The organism is Aliivibrio logei, from assembly GCF_001691055.1.
GTDB lineage: Bacteria > Pseudomonadota > Gammaproteobacteria > Enterobacterales > Vibrionaceae > Aliivibrio > Aliivibrio salmonicida.
In genome coordinates this window covers 129453-150671 of record NZ_MAJU01000029.1, presented here as the reverse complement: position 1 = coordinate 150671, position 21219 = coordinate 129453, and the positions used below count along the sequence as shown (strand labels likewise).

The 21219-nt window shown below is 39.3% G+C and carries 16 protein-coding genes and 4 tRNA genes; 11 read left to right on the top strand and 9 right to left on the bottom strand.

Translation table 11 applies throughout. The features are described from left to right. Positions 1–4: 4 nt before the first annotated feature. Together vexH and A6E04_RS18740 are read right to left on the bottom strand one after the other, a co-directional pair. Entirely contained in the window at positions 5–3115 is a 3111-nt protein-coding gene (vexH, locus tag A6E04_RS18745; RefSeq protein ID WP_023603514.1) for a vibriobactin export RND transporter permease subunit VexH, read from the bottom strand. Continuing rightward, positions 3115–4173, bottom strand: coding sequence for an efflux RND transporter periplasmic adaptor subunit (locus A6E04_RS18740; RefSeq protein WP_065612071.1), 1059 nt, complete (start codon positions 4171–4173; stop codon positions 3115–3117). Before A6E04_RS18740 ends, vexH begins: the two co-directional genes overlap by 1 nt. A 303-nt stretch (positions 4174–4476) precedes the next feature. Between A6E04_RS18740 and A6E04_RS18735 the strand changes: the two genes are divergently transcribed. The 7 genes from A6E04_RS18735 (at position 4477) to grxB (ending at position 7173) form a co-directional block, all read left to right on the top strand. Further along, positions 4477–4560, top strand: a tRNA-Tyr gene (locus A6E04_RS18735). An 87-nt stretch (positions 4561–4647) separates the two neighbouring features. Then, positions 4648–4731, top strand: a tRNA-Tyr gene (locus tag A6E04_RS18730). Positions 4732–4819: 88 nt separating this feature from the next. Further along, a tRNA-Tyr gene (locus A6E04_RS18725) sits at positions 4820–4903 on the top strand. An 88-nt stretch (positions 4904–4991) separates the two neighbouring features. Next, positions 4992–5075 (top strand) — tRNA-Tyr (locus A6E04_RS18720). 178 nt (positions 5076–5253) lie between these two features. Further along, on the top strand, positions 5254–5475 hold the full coding sequence (locus A6E04_RS18715) for a hypothetical protein (RefSeq protein WP_244886296.1): 222 nt from the start codon (positions 5254–5256) through the stop codon (positions 5473–5475). A gap of 87 nt (positions 5476–5562) precedes the next feature. After that, the gene (gene xthA, locus A6E04_RS18710) at positions 5563–6369 is read left to right on the top strand and encodes an exodeoxyribonuclease III (RefSeq protein ID WP_012550523.1); all 807 of its coding nucleotides are present in this window, start codon (positions 5563–5565) and stop codon (positions 6367–6369) included. Positions 6370–6522: 153 nt separating this feature from the next. After that, positions 6523–7173, top strand: coding sequence for a glutaredoxin 2 (gene grxB, locus A6E04_RS18705; RefSeq protein ID WP_017022218.1), 651 nt, complete (start codon positions 6523–6525; stop codon positions 7171–7173). A 284-nt stretch (positions 7174–7457) separates the two neighbouring features. On the opposite strand, the gene A6E04_RS18700 is transcribed toward grxB, so the two are convergent. The 4 genes from A6E04_RS18700 to A6E04_RS18685 all read right to left on the bottom strand — a co-directional run bounded on the left by A6E04_RS18700 (position 7458) and on the right by A6E04_RS18685 (position 10599). Next, complete coding sequence (locus tag A6E04_RS18700) at positions 7458–8135, bottom strand: ABC transporter permease (RefSeq protein ID WP_012550521.1); 678 nt, start codon at positions 8133–8135, stop codon at positions 7458–7460. Positions 8136–8137: 2 nt separating this feature from the next. Further along, a complete protein-coding gene (locus tag A6E04_RS18695; RefSeq protein ID WP_012550520.1) occupies positions 8138–8878 on the bottom strand; it encodes an ABC transporter permease in 741 nt (246 codons plus the stop codon). 89 nt (positions 8879–8967) lie between these two features. Next, a complete protein-coding gene (locus A6E04_RS18690; RefSeq protein ID WP_012550519.1) occupies positions 8968–9744 on the bottom strand; it encodes an ABC transporter substrate-binding protein in 777 nt (258 codons plus the stop codon). Positions 9745–9828: 84 nt separating this feature from the next. Continuing rightward, positions 9829–10599, bottom strand: a complete 771-nt coding sequence (locus tag A6E04_RS18685; protein WP_017022215.1) for an ABC transporter ATP-binding protein — start codon at positions 10597–10599, stop codon at positions 9829–9831. 574 nt (positions 10600–11173) lie between these two features. Between A6E04_RS18685 and focA the strand changes: the two genes are divergently transcribed. From focA to A6E04_RS18665, 4 genes are all read left to right on the top strand, one after another. After that, complete coding sequence (gene focA, locus A6E04_RS18680) at positions 11174–11989, top strand: formate transporter FocA (protein ID WP_051108265.1); 816 nt, start codon at positions 11174–11176, stop codon at positions 11987–11989. 397 nt (positions 11990–12386) lie between these two features. Then, on the top strand, positions 12387–14663 hold the full coding sequence (gene pflB / locus A6E04_RS18675) for a formate C-acetyltransferase (protein ID WP_012550516.1): 2277 nt from the start codon (positions 12387–12389) through the stop codon (positions 14661–14663). Positions 14664–14826: 163 nt separating this feature from the next. After that, entirely contained in the window at positions 14827–15564 is a 738-nt protein-coding gene (pflA, locus tag A6E04_RS18670) for a pyruvate formate lyase 1-activating protein (protein WP_012550515.1), read from the top strand. A gap of 63 nt (positions 15565–15627) precedes the next feature. Then, on the top strand, positions 15628–16794 hold the full coding sequence (locus A6E04_RS18665) for a cupin domain-containing protein (protein ID WP_065612070.1): 1167 nt from the start codon (positions 15628–15630) through the stop codon (positions 16792–16794). Between the two features lie 102 nt (positions 16795–16896). On the opposite strand, the gene A6E04_RS18660 is transcribed toward A6E04_RS18665, so the two are convergent. The 3 genes from A6E04_RS18660 to oppD all read right to left on the bottom strand — a co-directional run bounded on the left by A6E04_RS18660 (position 16897) and on the right by oppD (position 21197). Beyond that, positions 16897–19032 carry a methyl-accepting chemotaxis protein gene (locus tag A6E04_RS18660; protein WP_065612069.1) on the bottom strand — a complete coding sequence of 712 codons (2136 nt, stop codon included), beginning with the start codon at positions 19030–19032 and terminating at the stop codon, positions 16897–16899. A gap of 207 nt (positions 19033–19239) precedes the next feature. Then, complete coding sequence (gene oppF / locus A6E04_RS18655) at positions 19240–20232, bottom strand: murein tripeptide/oligopeptide ABC transporter ATP binding protein OppF (RefSeq protein WP_017022210.1); 993 nt, start codon at positions 20230–20232, stop codon at positions 19240–19242. After that, the gene (gene oppD, locus A6E04_RS18650; protein ID WP_017022209.1) at positions 20232–21197 is read right to left on the bottom strand and encodes an ABC transporter ATP-binding protein; all 966 of its coding nucleotides are present in this window, start codon (positions 21195–21197) and stop codon (positions 20232–20234) included. Before oppD ends, oppF begins: the two co-directional genes overlap by 1 nt. Between the last annotated feature and the right edge of the window lie 22 nt (positions 21198–21219).

Genomic DNA, 21219 nt, shown 5'->3' with positions numbered 1-21219 from the left:
GTACTTAGTGTGATATTCGTCCTTTGATGTCGTGATCTAATTCTCTATTCAACAACTCTTCGACATGACCTGGGGAATGTGTTTTACCTGAGATCAATCGATACATCGCAGGAATAACAAATAACGTCACCAAGGTGGCAAAAGCCATACCAAAGAAGATAACCGTACCTACAGCAACTCGGCTTTCATAGCCTGCCCCTGTTGACATAATTAACGGTATAGCACCAGCTAGTGTTGTAAACGCCGTCATTAAAATAGGGCGTAAACGACGAGCAGAAGCATCAACAATTGCTTGCTCTAGCTCAACGCCTTTATCACGAAGTTGGTTGGCAAATTCAACAATCAAAATACCGTTCTTAGTCACCATGCCTATCAACATGATCATACCAATTTGACTGTAAATATTTAAACCTTGTCCCATAACCACTAAGCCTAAAAAGCCACCAAATACCCCCATAGGTACGGTAAACATAACGACCATTGGGTTAATAAAGCTTTCAAACTGAGCGGCAAGAACAAGATAAGCAACCAATAGCGCCAAGCCAAAAACAACTAAAATACTGGATTGATTCTCTTTAAAGTCTTTTGATTCCCCCGTATAAGCAACTGAAATATCACTTGGTAACATTTCTATGGCTTTCGCATCTAAATAATCCAATGCATCACCTAATGTTGCTCCATCTTTTAAGTTTGCTGTTAACGTAATCGACTTTTGCTTATTGGTGTGAGACAAACGGATCGCTGAGGCGACTTCGTTTATCTTGGTAACCGTATCTAAGGTAACCAATTCACCACTGGAGGTTCTCATGTAAATTTGACTAAGATCGGCCGCATTATTGAAGTTATTTTCATCGCCACGTAAATACACATCGTATTCTTCACCACGCTCAATAAAGGTTGTTTCACTCTTACCGCCTAACATGATTTCAAGCGTATCTGAGATGTCTGAAATCTTAATACCTAATTCTGAGGCGCGATCACGATCAACCGAAACAACCAATTCAGGCGTTTTTTCAGAATAGTTAATATCAGCACCTTCCATTAATGGGCTATTATTTGCTTCCGCTTTTAATATCTCACCCCATTGTTGTAACTCTTTATAATCAGAACCACCAAGTACAAATTGAACCGGTTCACTTGAACCACCACGGAAACCTGGCATCATTGGAAATACGCGCGCATCAGGAATATCAGCCAGTGCTTTTTTAATGACACCGAGTCCTTCTTGGGCCGTCAGATCTCGATCCGCCCAATCTTCTAAGATCATGATAACAAAGCCCGTCTGATCCCCTGCATTACCACCAAAAGCCGGTGATTGAACACTAAATGATTTCAAGAACCCTTTGCCTAGTAGAGGCATCAATCGCTCTTCAACAATATCCATGTTCGCACTCATGCGGTTATAACTGGTTGCATCAGCACCACGTACAAACGCAAACAACACACCGCGATCTTCTTGTGGAGTCAATTGTGATGGTACTTGCTGCATTAAGCCGTAACTACCGCCAATACACGCAAGAATAACCACAGGAGCAAGTAGACGCCATGCAACCGCTTTAGTGACAGACTTTCGATAACCACGCTCTAAAGAGGCAAACATCTTATCAACGAAAATATTAAAACGATTTGGTTTTACATTCGCTTTTAAAATCTTACTTCCTAGAACAGGGGTTAGCGTCAATGCGATTAACGAGGAGAACAACACCGACATAGCCAGTAAGACTGAAAATTCAGTAAACAATAACCCCACCATTCCTTCCATAAAAGAAATGGGTAAGAACACCATCACTAACACTAACGTCGTTGCAATAACAGCAAAACCAACTTCTCTTGTGCCTTTGTATGCAGCAAGCAGTGGCGATTCTCCCTTTTCTAAATGATGGAATATGTTCTCAACAACAACAATGGCATCATCAACCACCAAACCGATGGATAAAATTAACGCCATCAAGGTGATTAAGTTAATCGAAAATCCAAAATAGTAGGCGGCAATAAAAGAAGAGATTAAAGAAACAGGCACAGTAACCGCAGGGATCAACGTGGCACGAGCTTGCCCAATAAAGATATAAAGAACCAAAATAACCAAGCCGCCCGTAATAAAGAGCGTGCTATATACTTCTGAGATCGACCGTTCGATAAATACGGTAGAATCATAATCAATCGCTAATCGAGTCCCCTCAGGTAAAAACTGTTGGATCTTTTCGACTTCCTCATGAACTAGCGTTGCCATTTCTAGCGGGTTCGCATCAGATTGAGGAACAATGCCCATACTTACATTGACAATACCGTCACTTTTAAACGTCGAGTTTTCGTTCTCTGCACCAATATAAACATCAGCCACGTCTTTTAAATAAATAGGCGTACCATCACTCGCCGTTTTTACAACAAGATAGTTAAAATCATCCGCTTTGTTATAAAGACGCTCAGTTCGAACCGACATTACGATGGCATCATTTCGAACTTCCCCCCCGGGACTTTCAATATTTTCAGAACGAAGCGCGGCAGTAATATCTGAAGCAATAACACCACGTCCAGCCATAAGCGCGGGTTTTAGTTTAACGTACATAACCTTGTACAAACCACCCGAGATATCAACCGAACTGACGCCATTAATTAAACTAAAACGGTCAATCAGCACACGCTCGGTATAATCCGTTAATTCAGTTCGATCCATTACGCTTGAACTTAAATTAATATAAACCGATGCTTCACCACTGCCATTATTTTTAAATACAATCGGGTCATCTGCTTCATCAGGTAATCCACTTTGAGCTCGAGCAACGGCATCACGGACATCACTCACGCCTGTATTTAAGTCATACCCTAAATCAAACGTAATCGTAATACGTGACATGCCATTTCGAGTCGTTGATTCGATCTCATCAATGCCACTAATACCGGATAATTGATCTTCCAATACTGAGGTAATTTGGTTTTCCATAATGGTCGCAGAAGCGCCATCATAAGTCGTACTAACCGACACGACTGGACTTTCAATATCTGGCATTTCACGTACGGCTAACTTGCTAAAAGACACCGCACCAAACACACACAACAACAAACTTAGAACAATGGCAACTACCGGCCTTTTTACTGACGTATCAGATAACCACATTATTGAACCTCAGCTTTTATCGTCTCAGCATCTGTTGAGATCATTTTAACCGTTACACCATCACGCATATTGACAAGACCTTGAACAACAATGTCTTGGCCTATATCCAAACCTTTTTCAATAACCACTCGGTTTTCTACACGAGCACCTAAAATCACTTCCGTACGAATCACTTTATTATCATCACCAATGACATACACATAACGTTTTGTACCTGAATACTCAAGTGCTTGAACAGGAATAATCGGTGCATTGATCGCAGGAAAATCCAACGTTGCGGCCATTAACATACCCGGCTTCATTTTTAGTTCTTTATTAGGAAAATCAATTCGAATGCGTAAATTAAGTGTTTCTGCATTTATACGAGAATCAATACCAACCACTTCACCAGAGAACTCAAGATCTCCCCATGCTTGGCTCTTAGCGTCGACTTTCATCCCTGTTGATAGCATTGATAAATAACGCTCAGGCACTTGTAAATCCAATTGCATTAAAGAAAGGTTGTCCAATGTAAGTAATTCACTACCAACACTGACCATTTTACCTAAGCTAAAATCAATAAAACCAACCGTTCCAGCAAAAGGCGCTGAGATATGTAAGTCACGTAATTCAGCATTTGCGGCTTCTAAACGTGCCTGTGCAATATTTACACTGGCTTTTTGCCCATCAATCTCAGTTTGAGTAATCGCATTCTTTTTCGACAAACGCTGAAACTCTTTTAATTTACGTTGTTCATCATGTAAATACGCTTGAGCCTCTTTTATTACCGCTTTTGCTTTATCATCATTTAACTGAATCAATAGCTGACCTTTTTTCACCGTTTGATTGGCCTTAATCGCAATACGATCGACTTTTCCTGAAACTTCAGGTGAAATAATGACGGATTCTGCGGCTTCAAGCTTTCCAATTAACGATAAAGACTGAGATATCTCATGAGTTGCTACTTCTTCAGCAACAACAGCAACAGATTCATTACTGGTTGGTCTTTTAGCATAAGAAGATGTAGAAAAAGTACATGCTAATAAAACGGCAAGGGCGATAGACTTTGTTTGATTCATACTGTGACTTATTTTAATTATGGAATTCAGTTAGTGAACATAGTTTACCAAGTGAAAAGGCATTTGTTCGTCAATGAATGTAAAGATGACGCAATAAACTGTAAAAACAATCACTTCAATCTATCTACTATTCACTCATTTAGTTCATAAATGGTGATTTTTAACCCTTTATGACGAAAAAGTCAGCATTCAAATCAAAAAACACATAAAAGTGCTTTACAGAAAAACGAAGTTTGCTATTATTCGCTCCGAACTTGGCAAGGTCGTTGGGAAAACTCTTGTTAAGTATAAAAATCTCTCGTTGGGGGGGTTCCCGAGTGGCCAAAGGGAGCAGACTGTAAATCTGCCGCGTAAGCTTCGATGGTTCGAATCCGTCCCCCCCCACCATATTTTTCTTAATTGTTTGAATTAACGATTAGGATAACTTGATTACTCCGTTGGGAAACGAGTTAATTAAGTATAAAAATCCCCGTTGGAGGGGTTCCCGAGTGGCCAAAGGGAGCAGACTGTAAATCTGCCGCGTAAGCTTCGATGGTTCGAATCCGTCCCCCTCCACCATTATTCTTCTTGATTGTTTGAATTAACGATTAAGATAACTTGATTACTCCGTTGGGAAACGAGTTAATTAAGTATAAAAATCCCCGTTGGGGGGGTTCCCGAGTGGCCAAAGGGAGCAGACTGTAAATCTGCCGCGTAAGCTTCGATGGTTCGAATCCGTCCCCCCCCACCATTATTCTTCTTGATTGTTTGAATTAACGATTAAGATAACTTGATTGCTCCGTTGGGAAACGAGTCAGTTAAGTATAAAAATCCCCGTTGGGGGGGTTCCCGAGTGGCCAAAGGGAGCAGACTGTAAATCTGCCGCGTAAGCTTCGATGGTTCGAATCCGTCCCCCCCCACCATTATTTATCTCGTAAGAGATCGAAAAGCCAATTCAGAAATGAATTGGCTTTTTTTGTGCCTGTTAAGAAAATAAATCATATTCTCCTCTTTTTAGCCTTGCCAAAAGAACTGTATAAATATACAGTTAATAATATATTTCATATTACCGCCCCATTAATTAGATTCTCAAGCCAATTAATGCCGTTGGTATACATAGAGACCATTGAAATGCACATTGCAGAAGTACAAAAAAATCAAGAACAACCTTCACAATGGAAAACATGCAGTTTATGTAATAAAGAAGCGTTTTGTTCTCCTTCCACAAGTGTAACAATGGCGTGGATCAAAGCAGGATTAGGGCAACAAAAATGCACATGGCGTTGTGAAACTTGCCAACCGACAGCCCGGTTAATGAATTAAACTTTATCGTAAATTAGTGGTAATATCATTGTATTAAAAGATCCTCGCTCAACTAGGATCATAAGAAAAACAAGGACTTTAACCACTATGAAAGTAATTAGCTTCAATATAAATGGCCTTCGTGCTCGTCTTCATCAATTACAAGCTATCATTGATAAACACAACCCTGATGTTATTGGTCTTCAAGAGATCAAAGTACATAACGACATGTTTCCAGTCGAAGCCGTTGAAGCCATGGGTTATAACGTGTATTTCCACGGCCAAAAAGCGCACTACGGCGTGGCAATGCTTTGTAAAAAAGAACCAATTTCTGTTCAATATGGGTTTGATACCGATACTGAAGAGCATCAAAAACGCATGATCATGACAACACATGAACGCGATGATGGCTCAAAAGTAACCGTGATGAATGGCTATTTCCCACAAGGTGATAGCATTAAGCACGAAACTAAATTTCCATATAAACGTCAATTTTATAAAGATTTAATGATTCATCTGAATACTCATCATACTAATGATGAAGAATTGATCATTATGGGTGATATTAATATTAGCCCAATAGATGCAGATATCGGTATTGGCGAGCCCAACGCAAAACGTTGGTTGAGAACTGGGAAATGTTCTTTCCAACCTGAAGAGCGTGAATGGCTACAAGCGCTAAAAGATTGGGGATTTGAAGATACTTTCCGCAATCTTCATCCTGAAGTAACCGATCAATTCTCTTGGTTTGATTATCGTTCAAAAGGCTTTGTTGATAATCGTGGCCTTCGTATTGATGTTGTAATGGCTACCCCCTCATTAGCAGGTAAGTGTACTGAAGCGGGTATTGACTACGAATTACGTGCAATTGAAAAACCGTCTGACCACGCACCAATCTGGTCTACTTTTAAATAGTATTAAGCTCTCACCTTTTTAAGGGGGAGCTTTTTTATTGCGTTGCTGTTACGAGTAAAAATAAGCTAGCCCAAAATATTCATTCGATCCCTATTTAATGATTTTGGTTATAGAACCATCGCTTATTTAAACGAGTATTATTGAGGAAATACAATGAAATTATTCATCTTTGATCACTGTCCGTTTTGCATGAAAGCAAAAATGGTCGCAGGAATAAAAAATCTTCCTGTTGAATTTACTTACCTTCAAAATGATGATGTCGATACGCGTATCGAAATGGTAGGAGCAAATATGGTACCTATTTTAGAGAAAGACGACGGCACCTACATGGCTGAAAGCCTTGATATTGCAAAATACCTCGACGAAAACGACCATTACCCGGTCATTGAACAAGGTACTTGTGCTGATGATATTTCAGAATGGTTAAGTAACGTTCGTCCTTTATTTAATAAATTGACCTTTCCTCGTTGGACTAAATTTGATTTACCAGAGTTCGAACGTCCTGAAGCCGTTACTTGGTTTACGGACAAAAAAGAAGCGTTTATTGGGATGAGTTTTGACGATGCTTTTGCCCAAAGCGATAAGTTTATTAATGAATTAACACCTTTATTGGTTGATGTTAACTTCATCACTTTACCTTCAGAGAAAGGAAATAAGATCACTTGGGATGACATCAATTTTTTCCCATTCCTGCGTAATCTGACAGTAGTAAAAGGATTGGACTTCCCTCCTCATTTAAAAAACTATTTAGAAGAGATCAGTGAGCTTACCGGTGTGAATCTATACTTAGATGTCGCGGTATAGCGTTAATGCTAATCAGTGGTTATAGGATCAAAAAAGAGCACATAAAAAGTGCTCTTTTCTTATCATTACGACTATAACCAGCGTTGGTACCAAATAATTTCACCATATTCAATGAAATCAAAAACACTCAAAAATAATGCACAAATCAGTACGAATTTCACTAGCCTTACCAATAAAAGTGATAAGCCCATAACGACCTCCTCAAAGAGTATAATCTGGCTATACTACATTAAAACAAAAAGAGCACAGTTCTGTGCTCTTTTTGATTATAACTTAAAATACAATTAACTTAGTGGTCTCATAAATCTAAGCATTCGTGTCTCTAACTGTTTAAATACAAAAATAATAATGAACGTTAGACACATGTAAAACAAACCTGCCGCAATATATGATTCAAAAGGTGCGTAGTAACGAGAATTCACTAATCGTGCTGCGCCAGTCAAATCCATCAAAGTTACAATGCCCGCAATCGCAGAACCATGTAACATGAAAATTACTTCATTACTGTATGCAGGCAACGCTCTGCGTAATGCACTCGGTAAAATAATGCGTTTATAAGTTTGAAATTGACTCATGCCATACGCTTTTGCCGCTTCAATTTCACCTTGAGGTAAGCCATTAATAGAGCCTCGAACGATCTCCGAAGTATAAGCGCCTGTATTTAATGCAAAAGCAACCAAAGCACAAAATGAAGCATGTTCCCATACTGTGTCTTTCACGGGATAAAATTGATCCATTCCGTAATAAATCAAATACAGTTGGATCAGTAATGGTGTACCGCGAAAGAAATAAATATAGGCCCACGCAGGAACCCAAATTAATGGATTATTGCTGTTTCTAGCAATCGCGGTAGGGACGGCAATGCACAACCCAATAATAAGAGATAAAGCGACTAACCAAACAGTAGTCCAAAGGCCATCCAAATAAACGGGTAGGCTCTCAATAATAATTGAAAAATCCATGCTTACCTCGTATGAATACTAAATTTACGCTCAACCAGTTTTAAAGCACCAGTCGACACGGCAGTGAATAATAAGAAAATACAAGCAACGGTCATATAAAAAGTAAACGGCATTTTGGTTGTACCAGCTGCCATAGAACTAACACGAACCATGTCTTCTAATCCAATGATTGAAACTAAAGCAGTCGTTTTTAATAACACTAACCAGTTATTACCAAAACCCGGTAACGCATGCCTAATCATCTGTGGAAACAAAATACGACGGAAGGCCATTGGACCACTCATACCATAGGCTTTGGCTGCTTCCATTTCGCCTCGGTCAACAGCCATAATCGCCCCACGAAACGTCTCTGCCATATAAGCACCAAAAATGAAACCTATCGTGAGAACACCAGCAATAAATGGACTAATTTCTATATAATCAGGAAGGTAGGCAACCCATTCATGATTTGGGTCTGAACTTGTCATCCATTCGTTGATCCATTCATTTGACTCATACAGGCCATTATTCAATAGCATCTGTCCGCCAAAAAATAGCAACATCATTAAGACAAGATCAGGAATACCACGAACAACGGTAGTGTAGACTGTCGCAATAGATCGAGCCCAGCGATACGGCGCTAATTTAGCTAACGCACCTAACATCCCTAAAAACACGGCTAAAATGAGTGATAGCAGTGCGACTTGTAACGTAACTAATGCCCCATCTAAAATCGAGGACTCATATCCTTGCAAATCTAACATACTGCTTCCAAGCTTTCGCTTTAACTATTAGAAAATTGAAAGAGGCTATAGATTACGGCCTCTTTCATATGAATTAGTACTTTTTGTACTTATTCACCATATACATCATAGTTGAAGTATTTTGCTGCAATTTCTTGATAAACACCTTTTTCACGAAGTGAATCAATTGCGGCATTCAATTGTTTTGTTAAATCTTTATCTTGTTTGCGAGTTGCGATACCAAACCCATCACCAAACCATTTTGGATCCGTTAGCGAAGGACCAACAAATTCGTATTCTTTACCGCCAGGTTTGTTTAGTAACCCTTCTTCTAATGCTGATGCATCACCAAGAACAGTATCAATACGACCCGCTTTAAGATCTAGATATGCTTCATCAAATGAGCCATAACGCTTAAGCTCAACACCAGAACCAAAGTTGTCTGTCAAATATTTATCGTGTGTTGTCGCGCGTTGAACACCAACGGTTACCCCTTTTAGACCTTCTTTAGTCATGACTAATTCTGTGCCTTTTTTAGCAACAAATTTATTCGGGATCAGTGCGTATTTCTCAGTGAAATCGATTTTTTTCTTGCGCTCTTCTGTAATAGACATTGCTGCAATAATCGCATCATATTTACGAGCCAATAGTGATGGGATAATACCATCCCAATCTTGAGCAACGATCTTACAACGAGCTTCCATCTCTTTACATAGTGCGTTAGCGATATCGACATCAAACCCTTTCAGTTCACCTGATGGTTCAGTCCAACTAAATGGAGGATATGCCCCTTCAATACCAAATCGAATTTGCTTCCATTCTTTTGCTTGAGCTGCGCCAGTAACGGCTGTAGATGCAACAATTGCTGCTAATAACCACTTCTTCATTTCCTTGCTCCTGTAACTAACTTCATTTTTATTGATTTAATACACTGCGTTATTTCGGTATTGCTTAAAACATCAATAAACCAATCAGTATATTGACGAAATAAATTGCTGTAATCGTTCGGATTCTGGTTCAGTAAAGAGTTTCTTTGGATCCCCCTGCTCTTCGACCAAACCTTGATGTAAAAACATGACATGATTTGATACATCACGAGCAAAAGCCATTTCATGAGTGACAACTAACATGGTTCGTCCTTCTTCTGCCAAGTCACGCATTACGCCTAAAACCTCACCAACCAATTCAGGATCTAAGGCTGAGGTTGGTTCATCAAATAACATGACTTCAGGATCAACGGCGAGTGCTCGAGCAATGGCTGCACGTTGTTGTTGGCCACCAGATAGATGTCCTGGGTAATAATCGCGACGCTCATATAACCCAACTTGCTTTAAAATTTGTTCTGCTTTCTCAATCGCTTCTGCTTTTGGTACACCAAGAACATGTATTGGTGCCTCTATTACATTTTGTAAAACCGTCATATGAGACCAAAGGTTAAATCCTTGAAATACCATAGCGAGGCGTGAGCGAATTCGTTGGACTTGTTTTTCGTTAACTGGGATGGATTCACCAAGGCGGTTATTCTTCATCTCAATCAATTCACCATTAACCCAAATTTCGCCTTTGGTCGGTGTTTCTAATAAATTAATACAACGTAGGAAGGTACTTTTACCTGAGCCAGATGAGCCAATAATAGAGATGACGTCACCTTTGTTGGCTTCCAGTGATATCCCTTTTAATACTTCATTTTGCCCAAAGTGCTTATGTAAATCTTTCACTTCTAGCGCGACAACATCCTTCATGCGCCATAACTCCTAATTTGTCAGTATTGTTATTATATTGAGATCTTTAATACAAACAAAACATAACACCGAGCAACCAAAGTAGCAACAAATCATCAACTAAATATGACACGTGAAACACTTAATTATAAAAATTAGAACCTTCAAATCGATTACTATAATTTGATTTTAATGAAATTAAATTACAGCTTTTTATCTAATCACAGAAAAAAACACAGGAAACTGTCATTTTATTTCACTAAATAACATAAAATGATCGAGATCAATCACCTTTGAAACATATCTGATAAGCTTCAATCGTTAGTTAAATACAAGACAAATCATTACCTATTTTTGCAATTCAGGTAATAAATGTATCGTGATTTGTGACGACATATAAAAGCATACTGTGACCTCGCTAACGTTAATTGATTAACGATTTCTCCATGCTCAAAATTTATGTCACAAATAAATTATATTCGTATAATGATAAACAGACCCTAAAACTAAATGGTTTTATATTTCATATCATTACAAAGGACATCTGCTCGTGAAAAAAGAATACAACCAATTCGATGCTATCGTTCCACCAGATATGGCTAAAAAAGCCGAAGATGTTGGTACTTATAAAGCCACTAAAGCCCCTTTCCAATCTTTTTACCTTGCAATAACTGCTGGTGTATTTATTTCTATCGCCTTTGTATTCTATATTACCGTAACAACGGGTGCTGGCGATGCACCTTGGGGCATGGTTAAACTGGTTGGCGGTCTTGCCTTTAGCTTAGGACTTATTCTTGTTGTTATTTGTGGTGGTGAATTATTTACATCATCTGTATTAACAACGGTTGCAAGAGCAAGTAATAAAATCACAACGAGCCAATTATTAAAAAACTGGTGCATTGTGTATTTTGGTAACTTCATTGGTGCTATGTTTTTTGTTGCAATGATTTGGTTTGCTAAAATGCATTTACTGGATAATGGACAATGGGGCCTTACAGCGATGAAGGTAGCCCAACATAAAATTCATCATACTTTTGGCCAAGCCGTTGCTTTAGGTACATTGTGTAATCTGATGGTTTGTTTAGCGACTTGGATGACTTTCTCTTGTCGTAGTAACTCTGATAAAGTACTTGTGATGCTATTACCAGTTGCAATGTTTGTTGCGGCAGGCTTTGAGCACAGTATTGCAAACATGTTTATGGTTCCACTAGGCATCGCAATTCATGCTTTTGCTAGTCCTGAGTTCTGGACAGTAATCAATGTTGACCCATCAGCATTTGCTGATTTGACAATAAGTAATTTTGTAGTAAATAATTTAATTCCAGTCACCATTGGTAATATTCTTGGTGGCGGACTTTTAGTCGGTATTACTTATTGGAATATTTATTTAAAACCAGACGCTCGTCATTAATTCTTAATACAGAGATCAATGACTGAGTCTATTGTGATTGTTGTTTATTTCATCACAATAGATGTTATAGGAATGCTTGAAACCCAGTACGGCATCCCTTCTTTACTTTAATAAGTAAGCGTCAGTATAATACTTCTTGGGTAGCGTCAACCGCTACCCAAACTTTATTAAAAAAATTGAAGATTTATTGATTTAGTTTAAGGTTTACAAAAAAAGTTTAAGCTATGATTGAAAAATCGAAACGTTAGTCGCAATATGAATGCTTATAGACTCGTTTTTATAACCATCCATATTGTTATTAAATATAGAGTGTACTATTTGCCCATACGGGTTGTGGTCTATTCATTACACCACTGAAAATAGTACGTATTTTTTCTACTAAAAAGGTAGGTATATCATGGCAGAGCAATTTGCTAAAGCTTGGACAGGTTTTGCAGACGGTGAGTGGCAAAACGAAGTTAACGTTCGCGATTTCATCCAAAAGAACTATGCACCTTATGAAGGTGATGAAGAATTCTTAGTTTCTGAAGGTACTGAAGCAACTAACAAGCTTTGGGCTAAAGTAATGGAAGGCATCAAGCAGGAAAACGCAACTCATGCGCCTGTTGATTTTGATACTTCTCTTATCTCTACCATCACATCTCACGATGCGGGCTACATCAACCAAGACCTAGAAACAATCGTTGGTCTTCAAACTGATGCTCCTCTAAAACGTGCAATCATCCCTAATGGTGGTGTACGTATGGTAGAAGGTTCTTGTAAAGCATACGATCGCGTTCTTGATCCTATGGTTTCAAAAATCTATTCTGAATACCGCAAAACACACAATGCTGGTGTTTTCGATATCTACACTAAAGACATTCTAAACTGTCGTAAATCAGGTGTTCTAACAGGTCTTCCTGATGCTTACGGCCGTGGTCGTATCATTGGTGATTACCGTCGTGTTGCACTTTACGGTATTGATTTCCTTATCACAGACAAACTGGCTCAATTCGCATCTTTACAAGAACGTTTTGAAAAAGGCGAAGACCTAACAGCAACAATGCAACTTCGTGAAGAAATTGCTGAGCAACACCGCGCTCTAGGTCAAATCAAAGTGATGGCAGCTAAATACGGCTGTGATATCTCAGGTCCTGCTACAACTGCTCAAGAAGCAATTCAGTGGACTTACTTCGGTTACCTAGCTGCTGTTAAATCTCAAAACGGTGCTGCAATGTCTCTAGGTCGTACTTCGACTTTCCTAGACATCTACATCCAACGTGATATCGAAGCAGGTCTTCTAACGGAAGAACTAGCTCAAGAAATGATCGATCACTTCGTAATGAAGCTACGTATGGTTCGTTTCCTACGTACTCCTGAATACGATGAATTGTTCTCTGGTGACCCAATCTGGGCAACAGAATCTATGGGTGGTATGGGTCTTGACGGTCGTACACTAGTTACACGTACTAACTTCCGTTTCCTAAACAGCCTATACACAATGGGTCCTTCTCCAGAGCCAAACATCACTGTTCTTTGGTCTGAGCAACTGCCTGTAGGCTTCAAACGTTTCTGTGCGAAGGTATCTATCGATACATCTTCTATCCAGTACGAAAATGATGACCTAATGCGTCCTGACCTAGGTTCTGATGATTACGCAATCGCTTGTTGTGTATCTCCAATGATCGTTGGTAAGCAAATGCAGTTCTTCGGTGCTCGTGCTAACCTTGCGAAAACAATGCTTTACTCTATCAACGGCGGCGTTGATGAGAAACTGAAAATCCAAATTGGTCCTAAAGAAGCACCAATGACAGATGAAGTTCTTGATTACGCTAAAGTAATGGATCGCCTAGATCACTTCATGGATTGGTTAGCAACTCAATACGTTACAGCATTGAACTCTATCCACTACATGCACGACAAATACAGCTACGAAGCGTCTCTAATGGCTCTTCATGACCGTGACGTTCGTCGTACAATGGCGTGTGGTATTGCTGGTCTATCTGTTGCAGCCGATTCACTATCTGCAATCAAATACGCAACAGTTAAACCAATTCGTGACGAAAACGGCATTGCTATCGATTTCGATATCGAAGGTGATTACCCTAAATTTGGTAACAACGACGCTCGCGTTGATGATATCGCATGTGAACTAGTTTCTACGTTCATGGGTAAAATCCGCAAGCTTACTATGTACCGTAATGCTATCCCTACTCAATCTATCCTTACTATTACATCTAACGTTGTATACGGTAAGAAAACTGGTAACACACCAGATGGTCGTCAAGCAGGTGCTCCTTTTGCTCCTGGTGCTAACCCAATGCACGGCCGTGATGAGAAAGGTGCTGTAGCATCACTTACATCAGTAGGTAAACTACCGTTTGCTGATGCTCAAGATGGTATCTCTTACACATTCTCTATCGTACCTAACGCACTAGGTAAAGACGATGACAACCGTCGTTCTAACCTTGCTGGCCTAATGGATGGTTACTTCCACCATGAAGCTAACGTAGAAGGTGGTCAACACCTTAACGTTAACGTTCTTAACCGTGAAACTCTAGAAGACGCAGTTAAGCACCCAGAGAACTACCCACAACTGACTATCCGTGTATCGGGTTATGCTGTGCGTTTTAACTCTCTAACGACAGAGCAACAAGCTGATGTAATCGCTCGTACTTTCACTGCGACTCTATAATTCAGTACTAAGTAAGTCATATTTAAGCCCTGCCATTTGGTGGGGCTTTTTTATTTCCACAAATCCCCTCTTAAATCCCCTAATTTCTCTGTGGTTTGCCCTACTTAATTATCCGAAAGTGTAATAAAATGACCTCATAATTATAGTTCGGAGAAATGTCGTCATGTCTGTAGGTCGTATTCACTCTTTTGAATCTTGTGGTACCGTTGATGGTCCTGGTATTCGCTTTATCATTTTTTTACAAGGCTGCTTAATGCGTTGTATGTATTGCCATAATCGCGATACTTGGGATACCCATGAAGGCAAAGAAGTCTCTGTGACTGAATTAATCGAAGAAGCCAAAAGCTACCGTCACTTTATGAAAGCGTCAGGTGGCGGCATTACCTGTTCTGGTGGTGAAGCCATGCTTCAACCAGAATTCGTACGTGATTTCTTTCAAGCAGCACAAGCCGAAGGCATGCACACGTGTTTAGATACCAATGGCTATATTCGTAAGCATACTGATGTCGTTGATGAAGTTCTTGCTGCTTCTGATCTTGTTATGCTTGATATTAAGCACATGAAAGATGAAATCCACCACGATTTTATTGGTGTATCAAATAGACGAACATTGGACTTTGCTCGCTACCTGCATAAGATCGGTAAAAAAACATGGATCCGTTACGTAATTGTTCCTGGCTACACTGATGATGAAGAATCAGCACACATGCTAGGTGATTTCATTAAAGATATGGATAACATAGAGAAAGTAGAATTACTTCCATACCACCAACTTGGTGCTCATAAATGGGAAGCCATGGGTTTAAAATATCCGCTTGATGGTGTTAATCCTCCTTCAAAAGAGACAATGGAAAAAATGGTTGCTATCCTAAGCCAATACCACGATAACGTTAGATACTGATCGTCGCTCATCCCTAAATTTATACAAAATGCCCGACGACGGGCATTTTTATTGGAATAAATAATGTATCAATTAAGCTTTTCACTACAAGAATTTCTCTCGGAATATTGGCAGAAAAAACCCGTCATCATCAAAGGTGGTTTTGAGAACTTTCAAGATCCAGTCACACCTGAAGAATTAGCAGGTTTAACACTAGAAAACGAAGTGGACTCACGCTTTGTTTCTAACTTAAATGGCGAATGGAAAGCAGAACACGGCCCATTAACTGAAGAACTATTTGATACACTGGGCGAAACTAACTGGTCTATTATCGTTCAAGCCGCTAACCATTGGCATGAAGGTGCAGCTGAGTTGTTTAAACCATTTAAACAAATGCCAAATTGGTTATTTGATGATGTAATGATCAGCTATTCAGTACCCGATGGTGGCGTAGGCCCGCACATTGATCAATATGATGTTTTTATTATTCAAGGCCAAGGTAAGCGTCATTGGCGTGTGGGTGATATCGGCGAATACGAAGAAGAACATCGTCATGGTGCATTAAAGCAAATTACAGGTTTTGATCCGATCATTGATCAAATCTTAGAACCGGGTGATATTCTTTATATTCCACCAGGCTTTCCACACGATGGCTATGCACTAGAACCATCAATGAGTTACTCTGCCGGCTTCCGCTCTCCAAAAGAACAAGAGCTAGTGAGTAATTTTGCGGATTTCATTATTGAAAATGAAAAAAATGATGTGCATTACCATAATCCAGATCTTAAAGCGCAAACACATGGCACAGAGATCACCACACAAAGTTTTGAAGATTTAAAAGCCATGATGCTAAATGCGTTGTCGGATGAACAGAGCCTTAAGCAATTTATGGGAGAGTATTTAAGTAACTCTCGCCATCACTTGAACATTTTGCCTGATACTGAGAAGTGGACAACAGAAGAGTTATTGGCTTATCTACAATCAGGTCAAGCTCTGATTAAAGTGGCCGGTGTTCGTGCTTTCTATCATGAAGAAGAAGCATGTGAAGACAACATGACACTTTATATTGATGGTGAGAGCTATGTGTTCCCACTAACAGTAAAAAAGGATGTGATTGCTTTATGTGAATCATCAGAATTTACACTACTTGATATTGAGAACTTACTGCAAGATCCACACTCAGTGGCTAACCTGCTGCAATTTGTCAACACAGGTTATTGGTTCGTAGAATCAGACGAAGACGAAGAATAAACAGTCATATAATCAATACAATTACAATGAATTGTACGGATTAAATAATAACGCCCATAGGTTTCATCCCATGGGCGTTTTTTATTTACACCGTTTCGACAGTTAAACTTTAAATTGGGACATCAATTGTTTTTGTTGCGTTGATAACGATGAAAGCTCTAAACCTACCGCTTCACCAGAATTGGCTTGTTCTAACATCTTATGGCTTGAATCTCGGATATTACTGACACTTTGATTCACTTCATTAGAAACGGCTTGCTGCTCTTCTGCGGCTCTCACAATTTGCATGTTCATGTCCTGTATTGTCACAACAGCCGCACTGATTTGTTGCAGACTTTCTACCGACAATTTAATCGTCGATGCGCCATCCAGTGCAATTGTATTCCCCTCTGTGATTGCAGTTACAACCGATTTAGTTCCTGATTGTAACTTCTCAATCACGGTGCGAATTTCATCCACAGAATCTCCGGTACGTCTTGCTAACTGACGAACTTCATCAGCCACAACAGCAAATCCTCTTCCTTGCTCACCCGCTCTCGCCGCTTCAATCGCCGCATTCAATGCAAGTAAGTTAGTCTGTTCAGATATTCCCTCAATAACCGATAATATGGCGGTTATATTTGTGCTATTACACTCTAATTCCTGAGCAACAGGGACCGCTTTTTCCATATTACTGACTAAAGATTGAATAACGGACTCAGTCGTCAATATTAATTCTTTTCCTTCATTAGACGCTGATTCTGCTTGCTTTGCAGCATCAGCGGCGAGTGTTGAATGATCAACCACTAAGCTCGCCGTTTGTGTTAACTCTTCCACCGCAGTAGCAACCATATCGACTTCTCGAAATTGAACATCGCTGCCTTCTTTAGATTGGCTCGCAATAGAACTTGATCGCGCAGCTACATTCGATAATTCATCACTGCTTTGAGCCACATCTTTAATTGTTAATTGAAGTTTTTCTAAAAAAGCATTAAACCAATGTGCCAATTGCCCTACTTCATCTTTACTTTGTACAGCCAAGCGTTGGGTTAAATCCCCTTCACCAGAAGCGATATCTTTTAAACGTAAAGCCACTAATGAAATAGGTTTTACAATCTGTTTCGTGGCAAACCATAAAGCAGTTAACACTAAAACGGTTAAGACTAAACCAACCATTCCTTGCATTAATAAAGATTCATTCCCATGTTCAATAAGTAAACGGTCTAATTTATTGACATCTGCAAACACCGTTTCTCTATCGACTTCAATAATGACTCCCCAACGCTGTGTTTTTAAATTAATAGGCACGAACACAAACAACTTATCTTTATTATCAGACCATATTAATTGTGAGTTTCCAGCAGAGACCCACGAAGGTACCATTGATAATGTATTATTATGAGAATCTAAAAATTGACCAAAAGAGGTGTTTTTCTGATCTGATAATATGAGTTTGCCTTTTCCATTGACGACATAAATCGCACCATCACCATTGAAAATAGCGTTATCAGCTTGAGTGACTAGGTCAGAAAGACGACCTATATCAAGGTCAATACCAATAATTCCTATTGTTTGTCCTTCTTTTATCAAAGGAGTGGTAATAGAACTGATAAGTGTAGTAACCCCATCATTTTCATAATAATAAGGATCAATAATGCACAAACGGCTTTCTTTTAAACTACACGTAAACCAGTAATTCGACGCATCTCCGCTTCCATCTCTTTCTGTGTTACTCAGCTCTTTTTCTGTAAAGACACGCATTTCAGCTTCTTTGGTTGCTGATTTAAACCAATAAGGAGCAAAGCGCCCTATTTTATTTGAACTCGCATAACCTGCATCATGATAATTAAAATCTTCCCCATCTAACATATCTGGTTGATATACGCTGTATGCACCATAAATATTAGGGTATTTCTGTACTGGTCTCTTCATCATGTCACTTAAAGACTGACGTAAGTCACCACTGTCCATAAAGGTATCTTCTGCACTTTGTTGAAAAAACAGCGCACTTTCAGCAAGCATTTCAGCTCGATAAATCGCTTCATCTAAGTAAGTTTGAATTTGTTTTGATTGATTTTTTGCTTCTGCCATTAATAGCGTTTGAGTTTGCTTAATAACAGAATCTGACGTCTGCTTTTGAACAACCACTTGATTTTCAATCGAGGAGTAAATGGAAAAACTAATGAGCGAAGAAGCAAGGGTAATAAGCCCAATGGCTGCCGCGATGGTTATTTTCCACTGAAGAGAAAGTGACTGCATACAATATCCTTCTATATATGAGTTCATTAAAATCTATTTATTTTTTAACTAGAATAGCTAATTAAAATACTTACCTTTCTTTATCGACAGTTTGCTAATAATATTTAACGAAATTTAAACATTTGGATTTTAGGTATAAAAAAAGCGCGATATAAAAAATTATCGCGCTTAAGCCTGTCACAGGCTGAATTACTTTATATAGAAAACTTAGCTAGTTACCGCTAAACAAGAGACAGCATGAACATCAGTACCTTTAAGCTCAGGTTTTGTTTGTGCACATATTTCCGTTGCTTGTGGGCAACGCGTTCTAAACACACACCCTGATGGCGGATTGATTGGAGAAGGAAGATCCCCTTCTAGCATATCAATCACCTTTGCTCTTTCAAGTTTAGGATCTGGAATTGGTACCGCTGACATTAATGCTTTTGTGTACGGGTGTTTAGGATCGCTAAACAAGGCATCAGATTCACCTAACTCAACTTCGTTACCTAAATACATAACAAGTACACGATCAGAAATGTGCTTAACCACAGAAAGGTCATGAGCAATAAAAACTAAGCTTAAACCTAATTCTTTTTGTAACTCTCTAAGTAAGTTAACAACTTGAGCTTGAATAGAAACATCAAGCGCCGATACTGGCTCATCACAGATGATCATTTTTGGTTTAAGTATCAAGGCTCGTGCAATTCCGATGCGCTGACATTGACCACCAGAGAATTCATGTGGATAACGGTTAATGACGTTTGGTAACAAACCAACCTTCATCATCATCTCTTTTACTCGATCCTTCACCTCTTCTTTCGTAAGTTTAGGATAAAACGTTTGCAGAGGTTCAGCAATGATATCGCCAACAGTCATTCTAGGATTCAAAGACGCCAGCGGATCCTGGAAGATCATTTGAATCTCTTTTCGTTTTTGGCGTAAAGGCTCATCATCCAACTTCGTCAAGTCTTGACCAAGCCAAAGAACTTCACCCTCGGTAGCTTCAACTAAGCCAATAATCGCTCGAGCAAAAGTAGATTTACCACAACCAGACTCACCAACAACACCTAGAGTCTCACCTTCATACAAACGAACATTCACCCCATCAACCGCTTTTAAGTTGGCTGGTTTTGCCCATGGCCACACTGATTTAGATGCAATACTAAAATGAACTTTTAAGTTTTTAACTTCCAAAAGAAGTTTTTTATCTGCTGACATTACCACGTCCCCTGATCAGAAAAACAAGCACGTAAGCGACCATCACCAAATGGCAGAAGAATCGGCGCTTCTTGCTTACAACGGTCCATAACACGATGGCAGCGCTCTTGATAAGGGCAGCCAGTAGGTAAACGCAGTAAGTTAGGTGGATTACCAGGAATCGTTGGTAGTATATCGCCAACTTGATCTAAACGAGGGATCGCTTTTAGCAAGCCTTCCGCATATGGATGACTTGGTTCGTAAAATATTTCATTAACGGTACCGTACTCCATCGTACGCCCAGCATACATCACTAATACTTTGTCACAAGAACCAGCAACAACACCTAAGTCATGAGTAATCATGATAATTGCCGTATTAAATTCACTTTTCAACTCATTCAACAACTGCATGATTTGAGCTTGAATCGTGACATCCAAAGCCGTTGTTGGCTCATCTGCAATCAATAATTTTGGTCGGCATAATAAGGCCATTGCAATCATTACTCGTTGACGCATACCGCCTGAGAACTCATGTGGGTACATCGTTATACGCTTACGAGCTTCAGGGATTTTAACCGCTTCTAACATTCGAACTGATTCTTCAAATGCCTCTGCTTTTCCCATGCCTTTGTGAAGCATTAATACTTCCATTAGCTGGGCACTGACTTTCATGTAAGGATTTAATGATGTCATCGGGTCTTGGAAAATCATTGCCATTTGTTCTGCACGAATTTTATTCAATTCATGTTCTGGTAAATTTAAGACTTCTTTACCTTCAAATTTAGCACTGCCCGTAATAATACCGTTTTTTGCTAATAGACCCATTAATGCGAAAACAGTTTGAGATTTACCCGAACCAGATTCGCCAACAATGCCTAATGTCTCACCTTGCTCTAGTGAAAAATTTAAATCATTTACTGCGGTGACATTGCCATCTTGAGTTGTAAACTCGACACGCAGATCTTTTACATCTAATAAACTCATAATTCTTTCCTGCTTAAATCCG